At 65.6% G+C, this 16,437-nt stretch carries 10 protein-coding genes; 2 read left to right on the top strand and 8 right to left on the bottom strand.

What is annotated here, in order from left to right; translation table 11 throughout:
* Window positions 1-59: 59 nt before the first annotated feature.
* The 8 genes from G5C50_RS29695 to G5C50_RS29660 form a co-directional block, all read right to left on the bottom strand.
* Window positions 60-3,083, bottom strand: a complete 3,024-nt coding sequence (locus tag G5C50_RS29695) for a protein kinase domain-containing protein (RefSeq protein ID WP_165075042.1) — start codon at window positions 3,081-3,083, stop codon at window positions 60-62.
* Window positions 3,073-3,702, bottom strand: a complete 630-nt coding sequence (locus G5C50_RS29690; RefSeq protein ID WP_165075021.1) for a sigma-70 family RNA polymerase sigma factor — start codon at window positions 3,700-3,702, stop codon at window positions 3,073-3,075. Before G5C50_RS29690 ends, G5C50_RS29695 begins: the two co-directional genes overlap by 11 nt.
* A 119-nt stretch (window positions 3,703-3,821) precedes the next feature.
* The gene (locus G5C50_RS29685) at window positions 3,822-4,958 is read right to left on the bottom strand and encodes a WD40 repeat domain-containing protein (RefSeq protein WP_165075019.1); all 1,137 of its coding nucleotides are present in this window, start codon (window positions 4,956-4,958) and stop codon (window positions 3,822-3,824) included.
* 400 nt (window positions 4,959-5,358) lie between these two features.
* Window positions 5,359-6,531, bottom strand: a complete 1,173-nt coding sequence (gene rsgA / locus G5C50_RS29680) for a ribosome small subunit-dependent GTPase A (protein WP_165075017.1) — start codon at window positions 6,529-6,531, stop codon at window positions 5,359-5,361.
* Window positions 6,532-6,579: 48 nt separating this feature from the next.
* On the bottom strand, window positions 6,580-7,026 hold the full coding sequence (locus G5C50_RS29675) for an ACT domain-containing protein (protein WP_165075015.1): 447 nt from the start codon (window positions 7,024-7,026) through the stop codon (window positions 6,580-6,582).
* 143 nt (window positions 7,027-7,169) lie between these two features.
* Window positions 7,170-9,590: a hypothetical protein gene (locus tag G5C50_RS29670; RefSeq protein WP_165075013.1), complete on the bottom strand. Its 2,421-nt coding sequence runs from the start codon at window positions 9,588-9,590 to the stop codon at window positions 7,170-7,172.
* A gap of 180 nt (window positions 9,591-9,770) precedes the next feature.
* Complete coding sequence (locus tag G5C50_RS29665) at window positions 9,771-11,246, bottom strand: DUF1501 domain-containing protein (protein ID WP_165075011.1); 1,476 nt, start codon at window positions 11,244-11,246, stop codon at window positions 9,771-9,773.
* Between the two features lie 20 nt (window positions 11,247-11,266).
* Window positions 11,267-14,104, bottom strand: coding sequence for a PSD1 and planctomycete cytochrome C domain-containing protein (locus tag G5C50_RS29660; protein ID WP_165075009.1), 2,838 nt, complete (start codon window positions 14,102-14,104; stop codon window positions 11,267-11,269).
* Between the two features lie 252 nt (window positions 14,105-14,356).
* Here G5C50_RS29660 and G5C50_RS29655 point away from each other — a divergent pair, with 252 nt between their 5' ends.
* Window positions 14,357-15,064, top strand: coding sequence for a TetR/AcrR family transcriptional regulator (locus tag G5C50_RS29655; protein WP_165075007.1), 708 nt, complete (start codon window positions 14,357-14,359; stop codon window positions 15,062-15,064).
* Window positions 15,057-16,409, top strand: a complete 1,353-nt coding sequence (locus tag G5C50_RS29650) for an efflux RND transporter periplasmic adaptor subunit (protein WP_206107912.1) — start codon at window positions 15,057-15,059, stop codon at window positions 16,407-16,409. Before G5C50_RS29655 ends, G5C50_RS29650 begins: the two co-directional genes overlap by 8 nt.
* The last annotated feature ends 28 nt before the right edge of the window (window positions 16,410-16,437 follow it).

The raw sequence follows: 16,437 nt of genomic DNA, 5'->3' as shown, positions 1-16,437 counted from the left end.
ACCAGAAAGGGCGTGGAGGCCGGCGAAGCGGGCCCACTCAACGGGCCGGCTTCGTTTTCTCATTCGTCGAGCGTTGCGTCGACCGCCCTTGTCGAGCTCTGCAACCGCGGAATGATCCCGCCCTGCATCTTTCGTCGACCGACGGGAGTAACGACGTCGGTGCGACGACCGGGAAGGCCGAAGGATGGAGAGGCGAGAACTTCGGCGATCGTCGCGGGAACGGGGTCGGTGCTAGGCCCGGGAGCCTCTCCCATCAGCGCTCTCGCCTCGGCGAGGAAGCGGAGCAACTCCAGATCGTCGGAACGATCGATGCGCCTTGCATGTTCGGCGCGGCGGTACCATTCCTGGGCCTCCTCCTTTCGGCCTAGCCGCCAAAGAGCCATCGCCATTCCGAACCCGTCGAAGGCTTCGTCGCTGTCCTCCAGACTCAGGGCGTGATCGAAGGCCTTACGCGCGCCTTCCCAGTCGCCGATACGGTAGCGAGCGTAACCGAGGGTGTTCCAGCAAGCCCATGCGGATGGATCATAGGCAACGACGGCCTCGGCCCACTCGACGGCTTTCGCCGGGTTGCGTGCGGCCAGATCGGGAGTGGTGACGAGATACCAGGCGATATTGTTCCGCCTCGTCTGCTCGTAACTCTCGCGGCGGGGGTCCAGTTCCAAAGCCGCCCGGAGGGCGGTCTCGGATTCCTCGGCCCGGTCGGTCTCCCAGTAGATCCGGCTGAGAAGCTCGTAGCCTCGACTCATGTCGCGACGATAGCGGGGCACGCGGGGGAAATCGGTCGTCAGACGTTTGAGGGCGTCGACGGCGGGCTTCAACTCAGCGACGCCTTCGTCATAGCGGCGCGAGCGCCAAAGAAGCTCGCCCAGTCCTGAGCGGCACCGTGCGGCCGCCTCGCGAAATGCCGGTTGGGCCGAAACGGCAGCGTCGAGCCTTGCAACCACCTCCAGCCCTTTGCGATAGGCCGACTCGGCCTCCTCATGTCGGAGTTCCACCTGAAGCCACGCTCCAAGCCCCGTATAAGCGGCCACGAGTTCCTGCTTCAGGTCGGGCGTGCTGGCAAGACTGCGGCCGGCCCCGGTCTCGAGGTCGTTCAGCAACGCCAGGGCTTCCTCAGCGTCTTTCAAAGCAGCGTCTGAGCGACCGATGTCTCCCTCGAGGTTCGCCTTGAGATTCAGCGTCTGGGCCAGGGCCAGCTTCGCCAGGGCGTCGTCCGGCGCGTGGCCGACGCGGTCTCTCAAGAGCCCGACGGACTGTGCGACGGCCCACTCGGCCGGCCCATAAACGGCGCTCCGCCGCAGAAGATCCGCATACTTTCGCAAGACCACCGCGAGCGGGAGGGTGAGTCGTTCCTCGGTGGGCTTGGCCATCAGATCGATCATCGTCGCCATCGACTTGCGATAAGCGTCTTCCGCCTCATACCTTTGCCCGAGCGTCGTTCGAATGTCGCCGATGCGTGCGCAGGCCTCGGCTGTGCGAAGATCGGATTCGTTCCACGAAGCGATCAGTTCATAGAATTGAAGTGCCGCGCGGAGCGGTTCGGGATCGCCGGTGGTCTCCTCGGCCAGCACGAGGGGCCACGAGTCCATCGAGTCGAGATAGAGCTTCACGGCGGTGTACGAGATCTCGTCCCGAGTGGCGACCGCCAGGAAGAGCCGCTGGGCCGCTCCGACGAGATCGTCGGTCACCCGACGGTCGCTCGATCCCAGGGGAGACCACTTCTCCGCCGCTTTCAGGTAAAGGTCGAGGGCTCGGTGCGCGACTTCCAGGTTCAGGTCGGCCCGGTCGAGCAACACCTGCCGAGCATCGGACTCTCTTCGACTCCTCGCCAGAGCGGACCAGATCGTCAGCGTACTGATCGCGAGACAGACGGTGGAAACCACAAGGAGACCGGCCAGAGCCGCGGCGAGTGAGCGATGGCGGCGGGCCCAGCGTCGCCCGTGCTCGACGAGACTGGGTCGACGGGCGAGGATTGGCCGGCCGTCCACGAAACGTTGCAGGTCGTCGGCCATCTCCCGGGCCGTTGAGTAGCGTCCGGCGGGCTCCTTGGTCATGGCCTTCAGAACGATCGTCTCCAGATCACGCGGGATCCGCGGATTCCGCCGCGATGGGAGTTCCGGCTCCTCCTCAACGACCCGTCGCACCAGGCTCGCCATATCCCGGCCGCGAAAAGCGGGTGTCAGCGCGAGCGACTCGTACAGCGTTGCGCCGAGCGAGTAGAGATCGGTGCGATGGTCGACGACGCCTCTGGGAGCGACGAGCTGTTCGGGACTCATGTAGCGGAGCGTCCCGACGAGGTCACCAGTGGCGGTCAGACCGGAAGCGCCATGCAGCCGAGCCAGCCCAAAGTCGGCGACCCAAAGCTCACCGTCCTCGTCGAGCAGCAGGTTGCTCGGCTTGATGTCGCGGTGAATCACGCCCAGACCGTGCGCATGGTCGAGAGCCTCCGCCGCCTGTATCCCTAGACGTGCGACCTTCTTGTGGAAGGACGACTCAGTCTCGCCGAGTTGGGCTTCGGGCGATTTTCTCTGCATGTCGATCCAGGCGGAGAGGGGTCTTCCGGCGATGTATCGCATGCTGTAGTAGTGGACCCCCGCCTCGCATCCCACGTCATAGATTGGGACGATGTGGGGGTGCAGCAGATGCCCAGCGGCCTGAACCTCAACCTGGAAGCGCTGGACCTGCTTCGGGTCCATCGCCGCCGTGGAGGAGAGCAATTTCAGAGCGACGCGACGACCGTAGGGAGCTTGCTCGGCTTCGTAGACGATTCCCATCCCCCCTCGACCCAGCTCGCGGATGATCCGGTACTCGCCCAGACTCTCCGGCGGCATGGGGACGGCGCTATGGAACCAGACCTCGGCGCTCCGCAAACGTTCAAGCCCCTCCAGGCAGGATTCAAGCTCTCCAGCGATCGAGGGATACTTCTGAAGGAAGGTCGAGCGGACAGGGGGGACGCCTCGCTCGCAGGCGGCCTCATACTCCTCGAGCGCGCGAGCGAGCAGCGAATCCTCGCCGCCCGTCGAGACGAGGCGGTCTGGTCGATCGCCGATCGTCTGGTCGAACTGACCGGAGCTAGAGTCCATCGAGCGCCTCCAGTTCGCAACGGAGCTTGGCCAGAGCCCGCGCCCAGAGGTTCTTAACGCTGTCGAGCGACCGTCCCATGCGGGCGGAAACCTCCGGGAAGGAGAGACCTTCCAGCTGACGGAGGATGATTACCTCGCGATAGTCGGGCGCCAGCGCGTCGAGTGCATCGACCAGCAGAACCGCCTGCTCTCGACGCGAGGCCTGGGCGCTGGGAGAGCTCTGCGAAGCCGCGATCGGTTCCGCCATCGCCTTCGACGAACGGTCGAGATCCTCGTAGAGATCGCACTCGAGCCGGACGTCGCGTCGTTTGGCTCCGAAGTAGCGGCGAATCTGATTCGCCAGGACGCCGCCGAGGATCTGCCGCAACCAGGCGAGGAACTCGCCCTCGGATGCACCTCGGAATCCGCCGATCCGCCGGTGGACTTCGAGCGCGACCTCCTGAACGACGTCGAGGACGTCGAGCTTCGCCTGAATCCGCCGCCCGAGTTGCACCCGGGTCAGCAGCGTCAGGTAGTTATGGTACCGCTGAAGCAGCGCCCCCAACGCCGCACCATCGCCTCCACGAGCGTCCTCGAGGAGTCTTTCGACGGTCGGAGCAGGCTCGACGTTACGGTTCATCGTCGGTCCCTGTGGGATCGCCGCCTCCTAGACGTTCTCGCCGGAGCAGTCTTGAAGGTCAACAGCGAGGAGAGCCTGTGATCATCATACAAGATCACACGCTTCGCTCGCCTGGACCTTTAGCTCTCTCGAGACTGATGCCGCTCTCCCCGCGGCCGCAAGCTGAGCTGAGCATCGACGGCCCCTGCGGGAATGTTCCAGAAGTGGACGGTTCCGTCGCGCCCGCCGTAGGCCAGCCGCGTCCCCTCGGTGGTGAAGAGAATCGTCTTCACCCAACCGATGTCCTTGTCGAGCACGCCCTTAACCTCGCCCGTGCGAGCGTCCCAGAGTCGAATCGAATGATCGGTCGCCGCGGCGGCCAGCAGGGAGCCGTCGGGCGAGAACGTCAGTGAGTTGAACCCTTCCCGAGATCCGAAGCGGGCCTTGAGTCGGCCCGTCGCAAGATCGTGCAGGGCCACCCCGCCTCCTTCAACCCAATGCGCGGTCGCAAGGCTTCGACCATCGGGCGTGAAGGCGAGGCACTGGACGCGACCGATCGCTTCGAGGGCTGGTTTCACGACTCCGGTCCGCCAATCCCACATGACCAGTTCCCCTCGGAAGGAGGCGGCCGCCAGGATCGCGCCATCGGGGGAGAAGACGATGGAATGAACCCCGTCGTCCAGCCCCTTCAGCACGCGCAGTTCTTTCATCGACGGTACGTCGAGAACTCTGACGTCGCCGCCTTCCCCGCCGATCGCAAGCGTCCGAGAGTCCGGGGCGAAAGCGAGGTAACGGTAATCCGTCCCCTCCCTCGTCGTGAGCAGGACCCAACCCTCTCCCTTTCGTTCCCAGATGGCCAGGCTGCCGCCGCCGCCAACGGCCAGATAGCGACCATCGGCGCTCGGGGAAAGAGCATATGGGCGCGACCCGTGAGGCAGAGACTGCACCTCCACGCCCCAGTCCATCGGCTTGGCGGGGTCCAACTCCCAGAACCGGACCGTATCGTCTGATCCGGTCGTGATCAGGACATCCTGTTCCGCGGCCAGGGCCACTGTCTCGAGCAAGAAATCATGACCCGCCAGGGTCGATTCGTGAGGCTCCGCCCGGTCCTCGGCCTCATGCGACGACGACAGTGCGACGGCGACGATCGACACAAGGGCGACCAGGAAAACGGCCTCCCAACTCAGCCAAGACAGCCGAACACGTCCGCCCCGAATGCGAGCGGAGGCCGGGTCGGTCCCCGTTCGCGGCCGCTCAAGCGTCTGATCGTCGGACATACCCATCGGTCTCCTCTCGAACGTCCCGGCGCGACTTCATCCCGCGTAATCGATGTCGCCTTGAGCGAACTTCCAGCCGTGACTCTGAAGTGCGTCGGTCTCGGCCGTCCCACTGGGGGAAGATTCGGGGTCTTCCGTGGTTTCTTATGCGTGTTCGGGAAAAACCCTGGGAAGAACCGATCGAATGAGGCATCTCGCCCGACATCGTGTATCGATCGAAGCGACACGACCCCCGACCGCGTCCAGCTTCTGGACCGGCAACGGCTGCCCCTTACGAATCTAGTCGCGAACTCGATCGCAACCGCGCCGCACGAATAGTTGGGAAGCGCTAGGCCTCCGTGCGCGGGGCGGCCATCCTACAAGCCGGGGTGAATCTCGGCAACCCCGGACCTGACATTGGTCAGACGCCGTCGTCTGGCTTCTGGTGGTAGAGCTTCAGGTAGCTCTCGTAGCGACCGGCGTGGATCCACCCCCAGTAGACGGCGTCCTTCACCGCGCAGCGATGCTCATGGGTATGGGAGCAGTCGGGGAACCGGCAGAGCGGGACGAAGGGGCGGAATTCGATGAAACAGCCTTCAAGCTCGCCCGGAAGCACGTCCCATAACTCGAATTGGCGCAAACCGGGAGTGTCGACGACGTAGCCGCCGTCGTTGAGACGGATCAACTCGGCGGTGGTCGTGGTGTGCTTCCCCTTGGAGGTCCAGTCGGAGACCTCGCTCACCCGCAGGTTCAGGCCGGGTTGAATCGCGTTCAGAAGTGAACTTTTCCCAACGCCGCTCTGGCCGGAGATGGCGGTCACTCCGCCTCGGAGCAGCTCTCGCAAACGGTCGATTCCTCGGCCGTCGGCCGCCGAGGTGACGATCGTCTCGTAGCCAAGCTGGGTGTAAAGTCCAACGACCCACTGATATGGGGCCACATCCACGAGGTCCGCCTTGTTCAGGACGATCACCGGACGCACCCCGGCGATTTCGGCCGCGGCGAGGTAGCGGTCGATCAGGCTGATCTTGAGACCTGGCTCCGCCAGACCGGAGACGATGCAGACGGCGTCGACGTTGGCCGCGAGGACGTGGCGACGCCCACGGTAGCCCCGCGTGACGACTCCACGACGGTTCTCGACCCGCTCGATGAATCCCTCGTCGCCTCCTCCTTCGGGAGGACGGAACCAAACGCGGTCGCCGACGGCCACGACGTTCCGCCCGTCGATGGCCATGCTCTTGAGCAATCGGCGGACGTGGCAGGGATATGTGCGGCCGTCTTCAGCCTCAACGATGTTGACCAGCCCGTGGACTCTCAACACCCTGCCGGACAGCCAGTTTGATTCGTCGACCGCCCGCCGTCCGGCCGCCCCCTCGGCGGCGGCCTCGGCCCCCGTGGGGGACGACGTCTCGTCGGCGTCCGCAACGATGGTGCGGCGACGGGACATCTCCCCCTTGGGCCGGACGCGTTCGCCGGCGACGGACTCGGCCGCCGCCGGCTTCTCGTCGCTGAAGGCGCGCGTCAAGTCGTTTGAGCGCGTACGCTTCTGGCGATTCTTCTTCAGCTCGATCCGGATCTTCTTTTTCTTGTTCGCCAAGACGCGACCTTCAGAGGATGGCTGGGACGCCGGATTTGCCGCGACGCCTCAGCGCGAGTGGAGGGGTCGACGACCAGCCGCCTTCTCGGCGGCGGGGGTCGAATCCCGGAGAATCTGCTGAGCCCGTTTCACGTTCGTCGCATGGAGGATCGCCAGCGCCTTTCCTTGGTTCGCTGACGACGAGATGTAAGCGTACTCGATGTTGATGTGCTCCGCCGCCAGTTTCTCGAGGACCCCGGCCAACGCCCCAGTCCGGTTCTCGATCTGGACGGCCAGGACCTCGGCGACGGTCGACTCCGCGCCGAGCCCCGTGAGAATCCGCCGTGCGGCCTCGACGTCCGACGCAACCAGCCGCAGGACGCTGGCGCCGTTCGAGGTCTCCATGACGCTGATCGCCTGGAGATCCACCTTCTCCTGGGCGAGGGCGGAGCAGATTTTCGCCAACCGGCCGGGCTTATTTTCCAGGCGGGCGGTGACTTCGTTGACGAGTTCCATCGAGACGTCCTCCGTTTCATGGGAGAGCTGGGGACGATCGTTTTATCGAGCCACGCCGGCCCGCGATGGAGCGGCCCGACCTCTGGCCGGCGCGTCAGAGGTCGGGCCAAGGCTTCTCAAAGCTGATGGCGGCCGCTGACGCCTTAAGGAAGGCCCGGGGCGCCAGGGGCTCCGGGTGCTCCGGGGGCTCCAGGAGCACCTGGTTGACCTGGTTGACCAGGCTGACCGCCCGCAGGTTGAGCCGCCGCAGCCGCCTTGGCGGCGATTCGAGCGTTGGCGATCGCCGGCGCGAGCATGGCCGGCAGAACCCCCTTCGCTCCCAGCACGGCCGTCGCATCGGGGAACGCAGTGCGGGATACGATCCGAATCGAGTCGTCGTCGACCGTCACAGTGGTCGTCGACGGGAACATCAGTGCCTTGAGTTCGTCGACCTTCGGCAGATGAGAGGGATCAACTCGGAGTTGGACCATCGCAGGGGCCGCGCCCGCGGGAGTTGCGCCTCCCGGAGCAGAACCGCCCGAGCCCGGCGGCAAGAGCATCCCGTCCGGCCCCATACCGGGCCTCATCCCATCCGACGCGAGTCCCATCGGTCCACCGCCGCGGCGGGGAGAAGCGCCGGGGCCGGCTCCCGGAGGAGCGCCTGGCCCACTGGCAGGGGTCGCGGTCATCAGAGCCTCGCTGGCCGCGATGGCCGAGTTGATCGTCGTCTGAAGCGTTCCGGGAAGGCTTGCCAGAACCCCCGACGTCGTATCGCGGAAGTCGCCGTAGAACAAGGCGACCGCCGAATCAGGAGCCTTGGAGATCGCCCGCGCGATCTCCTCTGACGGGGTCCACGACTTCTGCTTGGCCGCGTCCATGGCGACCCGGGCCGCCTCGGGCGACGTCGAGACGACGAAAATCTTCCCCTCCAGGCGGACAGTCGGCTTGAAACCTGGGGGGAGCTTAACGGGCGACGAGGTGGCGACGTTGAGCATGTAGGTTCGCGAAGTCTCCCCGCCCGTCGCGGGGAGCAGCCGGAATTCAGGCGTGGCCGCTTCTTCTCGGCGACGTTCCTTGCGTTCGGCGGCCGCCGCATCGTCTCCCTCCTCCCGGCCGCCCAGACCGCCGGGAGCTCCCTTGGCGGCCTCGGCCTTGACCGCGGCGGCGATCTGCTCCGCCATGGCCGCCTTGATCTGCTTGTTGGCTTCCAGCATCACGGCGTCGAGCGCTCGGCTGAACTGGGCCGGGTTCCCGACCTCCGCCACGATCACGGGCCTGGGCATCCGAGCCCCGACAGCGTTGAACATGGCCATCGGGTCGGCAAGGTTTCCGACTCTCGGCTCGTCAACGGCCGCGGCCGAGGTGCTCGGAGCCAGATAAAAGACGGCCCGAGGCCCCAGGTTGCCGATCAGGTCCTTCTCGAAATCAATCCGGCCTCGCGACTTGACGCTCTCCACGACGGCGTCGTAATGGGCCTTGGCCGAACCAGATGCGAAGGCCGAGGAGATCATCGCCGCCCATTGCTCAGGCTTGAGCGAGACCGACGCCATATACTCAACGCCGTCCGGGACGGGCAGCAATTTCTTGGCCTCGGTCGGCGGCTGGTCCAGAAACGCCAGCGTCCCCTGCCGGGGCCTCGGCGCGACGATCCGGGCGACGCTCGCCAGGGCCTCGTCCTGGAATCCCCAGCGATACTCAATGTGCTTGAATCCAGGATCGCTGTTTCCCGGACGGACCGATGGATCGAAATAGGCCTTGAGCACCGGAGCGACTCCGGCGTCGGGCTTGGAAAGCGATGCGACCGGCTCATAGCCGACGGCGTTGGCCGTCTTTCCGTCCAGCCGCGAGATGGCCACGTCCAGGTCGGAGGGCTGAGAGAGGCCGATAATCAGGTCGTCCTTTTCGGGCCACCATCCCCAGCCCTGGTCGGGGGTCTTGCCGTCGCCTTGAACGGGCGGCACGCTCACAAGGACCCGCCCCGACTCGTCGCTCTTGGCCTTGGAAGCGGGATCGCTGGACGCGCCTCCCTTGCGTTCGATCTTGGGTTTGACGGCGGGATCCATGAACGAGCCGATCAACCGGCTGAACAGGGATTTGGATTCCTTGCTCGTCGTCACACCCTTGAGGACAAGGATTCCGCGAAGACCCTTGGCCGCCGAAGGATCAGCACTGTAGGTCAGCACAAAACCCTTGCGGGCCACGTGCTTGATGATGGCGACCGCGTCTGCGCCGTTGATCATTCGCTTGGGGAGAGACGCCGACATCCTCTCCAGAAGCGGAACGCCGATCTCCTCCAGCATCGCTCCGAGGGGCGTGTCGCTGAGCATCCGCGCGGCGGCCGTCTTCCGCCAGGCGTCCTCGTGGGCGTCAAGGCCGTCGAACTCAACGAAGAGCAGGAGTTTGTCTCGACCGGCGACAGTCGCCCCGTCCATCGGAGGCGAGGGGGCGGGGGCCGGGGCTGCCGCCTTGCCGGCTGTCTGGGCCCGCGACGCAGCCGTGGAGATGCTCCCGACGAACACCAGGGCCGCAAGCACGGCGACCAGGCGAGACAACGGGCGTGTTGGGTCGATCGGGGTTCGTCGCACGGGACGGTCCTCGTGAAGGGGCCGGTGGTCGGGTCGCGGCGCCGCGACCGGGCCGGCGGGCGCGCATGAAGCCGGATCAATCCTCATCGTATGGTTGATCCCATTCTGCGCCAACAAGTGGCCGGCGAACCGGTCTGCGCCGGCTCGGGCTTTTCACTGCGATTCAGGGAGTCGCCAGGATCAGGCGACGATCTCGTGGACGACGCGGCCGTGCACATCGGTCAGGCGGAAATCGCGGCCGGCGTAGTGGAACGTGAACTTCTCGTGGTCGAAACCGAGGAGGTGAAGAATCGTGGCGTGCAGGTCGTGGACGTGAACCTTGTTCTCGACGGCCTGGAAGCCCAGCTCGTCGGTCGCGCCGTGGATGTAGCCCTTCTTGACTCCGCCGCCGGCCATCCAGGCGGTGAAGCCGTAGTGGTTGTGGTCGCGGCCGTTCATCTTGCCGGCGTTGGCGCCGGGGGTCGGGAGTTCCACGGTCGGCGTTCGGCCGAACTCGCCCGTGCAGAGCACGAGCGTGTCGTCGAGCATCCCGCGCTGTTTGAGGTCGAACAGAAAAGCGGCGATCCCCTGGTCGCACTGTTGCGCGAGCTTGCGGTGAGCCGTCTCCAGGTCGTCGTGGCTGTCCCAGGGCTGGCCGGCACCGTGCCAGAGTTGAACGAACCGCACCCCTCGCTCCAGCAGCCGGCGGGTCGCCAGCAGTTGTCGAGCGTGGACGCCCGGGCCGTAGAGGTCGCGGACGTGCTGCGGCTCGCGATCCACGTCGAAGGCGTCGGCGGCCTCGGACTGCATCCGGTAGGCAAGCTCGAAGGACTGGATGCGAGCCTCAAGATCGGCTTCGTGCTTCCGCTTCTCCAGATGCTCGCGGTTCAACTCGGCCAGGAGATCGAGTTGAGCCCGCTGGCCGGCCGGACTGACGCCGTGGTTGCGGATGTGGGCGATGAGTTTCTCGACATCCGTGTTGCGGGTGTCGAGATAAGTCCCCTGAAAGACGCCCGGCAGGAAGGCTGACTGCCAGTTCTGGGACTCGGCGATCGGGTATCCGTCCGGACACATGACCAGGAACCCGGGAAGGTTCTGGTTCTCGGTCCCCAGACCGTAGAGGACCCACGAACCCAGGCTCGGGCGGGCCTGGCGGGACTCCCCACAGTTCATGAGCATCAACGACGGCTCATGGTTGGGGACGTCGGCGTGCATCGAGCGGACGACGCACATCTCGTCGGCCATCTCGGCGGTGCGAGCGAACAACTCGCTGACTTCCAGGCCGCTCTCGCCGTACTTCCTGAACTTGTACGGGGAGCCCAGAGCCGCGCCGGTCTTGCGTTCCGTGGGGAGCGATGAAGGAATCGACTTGCCGTGATACTTCGTCAGGATCGGCTTGGGGTCGAAGGTGTCGACGTGCGACATCCCGCCGTTCATGAACAAGTGGACGACCCGCTTGGCGGTCGCCTTACCAGGCGCGAGCTTCGGCAGCAGCGGATTGGGAGACGTCCGGGCGGGGCTCGCCGCGACGTCGCCTGCTCGGGCGGAGGCGTCGAGAACGCCCACCTCGGACAGCATCGCCCCCAGGGCCAACGTGCCGAAGCCGATCCCCGAGCGGCAGAGCATCTCGCGGCGGGTGGCCAGCCTGTCCTCGATCCGGTCGGGCGCGTGCGCCATGGGAGGGGCCTCGTTGGGAATCAGTCGACGTAAAGGAATTCGTTCGTGAGCATCAGAACCTGGGCGAGCTGCGCCAACGGGGACGTGGCAGGCCCGTCCTTCGCCGCTGGGCGATCGAGGAACGCCAACGCCAACTCGGCCTCGCGAGCATCGGGATGGCGCCCGAGAACCCGCTCGTAGAGCGTTCGCACAGCGACCGCTCGATCCGCCGAATCCACGGCCTCGGATAGCCGTTTGGCCTGGGATTGGACGAACGGACTGTTCATCAAGAAGAGGGCCTGCTGGGGGACCGTCGTGACGAACCGCTTGGGGTTGGTGGCGTCAGGGATGGCGAAGTCGAACGCTCGGTAGACGCCGTCCATGTTCTGGCGGTCAATGAACCCGTAAACCGTTCGCCGAGGCGGGCTGGACGTGCCGTCGAAGGCCACCGACTGGCCCCCCTTGGCCTCGTCGAGAGAACCGGAGACGAACAGGATCGAGTCCCGGAGCGCCTCGAAGTCCAGTCGTTGGCGGTTGAACCGCCAAACCCACCGATTGCGAGCGTCCTTCTGCTGGCAGTCGGGTCGAAGGACGCTTGCCTGCTGATAGGCGTTCGAGAGCATGATGCGACGGTGCAGCTTCTTGATCGACCAACCGTCGGCGATGAAACCCGCCGCGAGGTCGTCCAGCAGTTCGGGATGCGACGGCGGATCGGCCCGGAGACCAAAATCGCTGGGGCTCTCAACGAGCCCCTCGCCGAAGTGCCAGCGCCAGACCCGATTCACGATCACCCGAGCCGTCAAAGGCGCCGCCTGACCGATGATCGCCTGCGCCAGTTCCAGCCGGCCGCTGCCGTCGCTGAAGGGTTTCCGATCGGGTCCGCTCAGCACTCGCAGGAACTGTCGAGGGGCGACCTTGCCGGGACGACCAGGATTCCCTCGCATGAAAACCCGCGTATCCGAGGGCTTGGGAGCGTCGTTCATCACCATTGCGCGGCGGATCCGACCGGCCAGGGTCGCGTCGATCTGCACGACCTTGTTTTCGAGCTTCTGGAGCGCTGTTCGCTGGGCTCGGTCCAGAAGTCCCTTATCGTCGCCCGCCGGGGTAAGAGGTCCCCCGTCGCCGTGGATCGCCTTGCGGAAGGATTCCCAGTCGGCCTCGGGGAGCGGATCGTTCTTCTTGTCGCCGGCCGCCTTCAGACGCTCCTCCAGCCCCGCGAGCAACCCCGTGTAGCAAGCGATGACCTGGCTCATCTCGGTCGGATTGGCTCGCTTCAACGCCTCGATCAGAAGCGGGTGGATCGACCCAGGCTTCTCCTGTACGCGCCGGTCGAGCGTCGCGAGAACCTCGGGCGACTTAGCCGAGAAGGCGTCTCTGGGCAAGGCCCGAAACAACCGCCAGGGGGCCAGCACCGGGTCGGCGTCGGCCGCGGCGGCGTCGAGTTTCGCCTTCCAGATGCGAGAGGCCACGCGGAGCCGGTTTGATGACAGATCGTCGCGTTTCGCGCGGTCCTCGGCTCCCGCCGCGCGTGGATCGAAGTCGATGTCGTAGGCGGCTTTGACGTAAAGCGACCCGCGCGCCCGCAGATCCTCGACGATCTCGGCGCGACGGGCGGCCTTGTAATCGTCGACGTCCTTCTTCGCAGCCGCGAGCTTCGCTTCGGCCTCTTTGGTCTGGGCCCCTTCCGCGGTCGAGCCTCCATCTAGCCGAGGAAGTTCCGTCGGCTCGAGCGAGCTGGCGAAAACGCCATAGAGGGAGTAGTAGTCCTCGGTCGGGATCGGGTCGAACTTGTGGTCATGGCACCGAGCGCAGGCGACGGTGAGGCCAAGCAAACCGCGTCCGACGAGGTCGATCCGGTCGTCGATGATCTCGTTCTTGTCCTGAAGGAACCGTCTCCCGACGGTCAGGAACCCCATCGCCGCCAGCCGACTGGCGTCGCCGTCCGCCGGCAACCGATCGGCGGCGAGTTGCTCGAGGATGAACCGATTGAACGGCATATCGGCGTTGAACGCGTCGATCACATAGTCGCGATAAGTGAACGCGTAGGGATACTTGCGTTCCTCCTGGAAGACATACCCCTTGGTGTCGGCGTAGCGGGCGACGTCCAGCCAGTGCCTCCCCCAACGCTCGCCGTACATGGGGGATGCCAGCAAACGGTCGACGACCTTCGCAAAAGCGTCGGGGGCGGGGTCGTTCTCAAAGGCTCGAATCTCATCGATCGTCGGGGGAACTCCCAGCAGGTCGATCGTCGCGCGACGAAGGAGCGTCCGACGGTCGACGGCGGGAGAAGGGGTTATCCCCTCCTGCTCCAGTTTCGCCAGGATCCGAGCGTCGATCGGCGACTTCACCCAGGAATGGTCGCGGACCTCGGGAAGCGGCGTCGTCTGCAACGGACGAAACGCCCAGTGGTCGCGGGCGGCGTCGACGGATGATGAAGCGGTGGAACCCGACGCCTCGCCCCAGGGCGCCCCCATTTCAACCCACCGCGTGAGAGCCTGAATCGCCGGGGCCGCCAGCTTACCGGCGGGGGGCATCTTCAGTTCCTCACCCTCGGCGTGAGCCAGGGCCTGAACCAGCGGGGACTCACCGGGCTTTCCGGGGACGACGGCCGGCCCCAGCGATCCGCCTCTGAGAATCGCCTCGCGGCTGTCCACGCGGAAGTCGGCCTTCTGCTTCTCGGGGCCGTGGCACTTCTGGCAGGATTCGACCAGGACCGGCCGTACCGACGTCTCGAAGAACGCGACTGCCTCCGGCGAAGGCTTCGCGTCCTTGGCCGATGCATCCTCCGCGGCTTTCGCGCCGGCCGCCGGGAAGGCCGCGGCAAGTGCCAATGACGCTGATAAAGCCAGGAGTCGGCGGAGCGGGCCGGTGGTCAGCATGATTCGGGTCCGCTTGTCGGATAGAGGCTGGGAAATTGGGTCGATCGGTGGTCGACGGCGGGAGCGGAGCGGATGTCGAGAGCAAGCAGGCGTGCAAAGGTCACGGGACGTCGAACCGCCCTCGCGCCGATCGCCACCATCATGGACGCGCTCGCAATCGAAATCAACCCGGATGTTGAAGGTTGATTTGACACTTAGTTCCTTTAAGATAGGCTGACTGACCGGTCAGTCCGTCCCGCCTGAGGAACCTCGATGAGCGTCGGCCCCGGAGAGAGATTGACGTCGCGGCCTTCCAGCAAGGACGCCGAGGCTCGTAAGGAGGAGATCCTCCGAACGGCCACGGAGTTGTTCGCCGAGCACGGTTTTTCGGACGCCATGACGCAGGAACTGGCGGATCGGCTGGGGGTGGGCAAGGGGACGATCTACCGTTATTTCCCAAGCAAGCGGGAATTGTTCCTGGCCGCCGCCGATCGAGTGATGCGGAAGCTTGCGGAGCAGGTGTCGTCGTCGACGGCGGCGATCGAGGACGGCCTGGAGCGGATCGCTCGGGGAATCGAGGCGTTCTTGACGTTCTTCGCCGAGCGGCCCGAATTCGTCGAGTTGCTGATCCAGGAACGGGCCCAGTTCAAGGACCGGACTCGCCCCACTTATATCGAGCACCGGGTGGTTCACGGCGAGAAATGGCGGAGTCTCTACGGTGACTTGACGACCGCCGGGCGGCTGCGAGAACTGCCGCCGCAACAGATCAGCGACGTGATCGGCAACCTGATCTACGGCACGATGTTCACCAATTACTTCGCAGGCTCCGCGAAACCAGTCGCCGAACAGGCGCGGGACATCCTGGACGTGGTCTTCCGGGGGATTCTCTCGGACGCCGAACGGAAGAGGCTCGCCGACGCCGACCTGCTTCCTCCGAACGTCAGTCTGCCGTCCCCCGCGAGAGGGCCGAAACATGCGTGAAGACATCGCGGTAGGAGCGATCCGAATGGACCGTCGCAACTGGCTGGGCATGGGTCTGGTGATGCTGGCTGCCGCCGCCCCCGGCTGCGGCAGTGCGTCGTCTTCAACGTCGCCGGCGGCCAAGCCGCCGGACCTCGTCGTCTTCGACCGGCCGATCACGCGCGAGGTGCTTGACTTCGAATCGTTCCCCGGCCGGACGGAGGCCATTTTCTCCGTCGAGATCCGAGCCCGGGTGGCAGGCTACCTGAACGACGTCTTCTTCCAGGACGGCCAGTTGGTCGAGAAGGACGCGGTCCTCTTCCAGATCGACGCCCGGCCGTTCCAGGCGGCCCTCGACCGAACGAAGGCGACGCTCGAACAGGCGGAAGCCCACGCCCAGCGGTTGAACAACGAGTATCAACGGGCCAAGGTCCTCTACGACCGGGGCCTCTCGATCAGCCGCGAAGAATACGACCGGTACGCCTTCGACCACGCCGAGGCCGTCGCGGCGATCGGCACGGCCCGGGCGGCTTACGACCTCGCGAAGTTGGACCTGGAGTTCACCCGCGTCACCTCGCCGATCAGCGGGAGGCTCGGCCGCCGGCTCGTCGACCCGGGCAACCTTGTGAAGGCGGACGAGACGGCCCTGACGACCATCGTCAGCCAGGACCCGATCTACGTTTACTTCGACGTCCACGAGGCGGCCATGTTGCGGATCCGCCGCCTGCTCGACGAGGGCCGAATCAAGGCCGAGAACGAGCATCAAGTTCCCGTTGAAATCGCCCTCGCCGACGAGAACGAGTTCGAGCACAAGGGGCTCGTCGACTTCACCGACAACCGCGTCGACCTCAACACGGGCACGCTCCGATTCCGAGCCAAGCTCGAGAACTCCAAGGGGTTGTTCACTCCGGGCATGTTCGTTCGGGTCAAGCTGCCGATCGGCGATCCCCACCCTGCGTTGATGGTCCGCGAGGAGGCTCTCACCTCCGACCAGGGCCAGAAGAAGGTCTACGTCCTCACGCGAGCCATGAAGGAAGGCAAGGCCGCCTTCTTCGAGGACAAGGCTGGCAAGCCGCTCCTCGACCGCGCTGGCGCGCCAATTCCGAAGTTCACCCACACGCTCGTCCCGCTCGGCCGGATCGGCGTCCTGGTCGACGGATGGCGCGAGGTGGAACAAGGCCTCAAGCCCGACGATCTCGTCGTCGTCAGCGGGCTCCAGAAGCTCCGCAAAGACTCACCCGTTTCGGCCCGCCCGTTCGAGTCCGACGTCGACGGGGCGGGCTCTCAACCCCAGCCGAGCAAACCGACCGAGGCGAAACCCGCCGAGGCCAAGGCCGCCGAGGCGAAGCCCGCCGCGACCCACTGACCGCTGCAGGCCCGCTTCACTCCCCGGA

This window comes from Paludisphaera rhizosphaerae (genome assembly GCF_011065895.1).
Taxonomy (GTDB): Bacteria; Planctomycetota; Planctomycetia; order Isosphaerales; family Isosphaeraceae; genus Paludisphaera; species Paludisphaera rhizosphaerae.
Note: the sequence above shows the minus strand (reverse complement) of the source record. Positions and strands in the feature narration are given on the sequence as shown.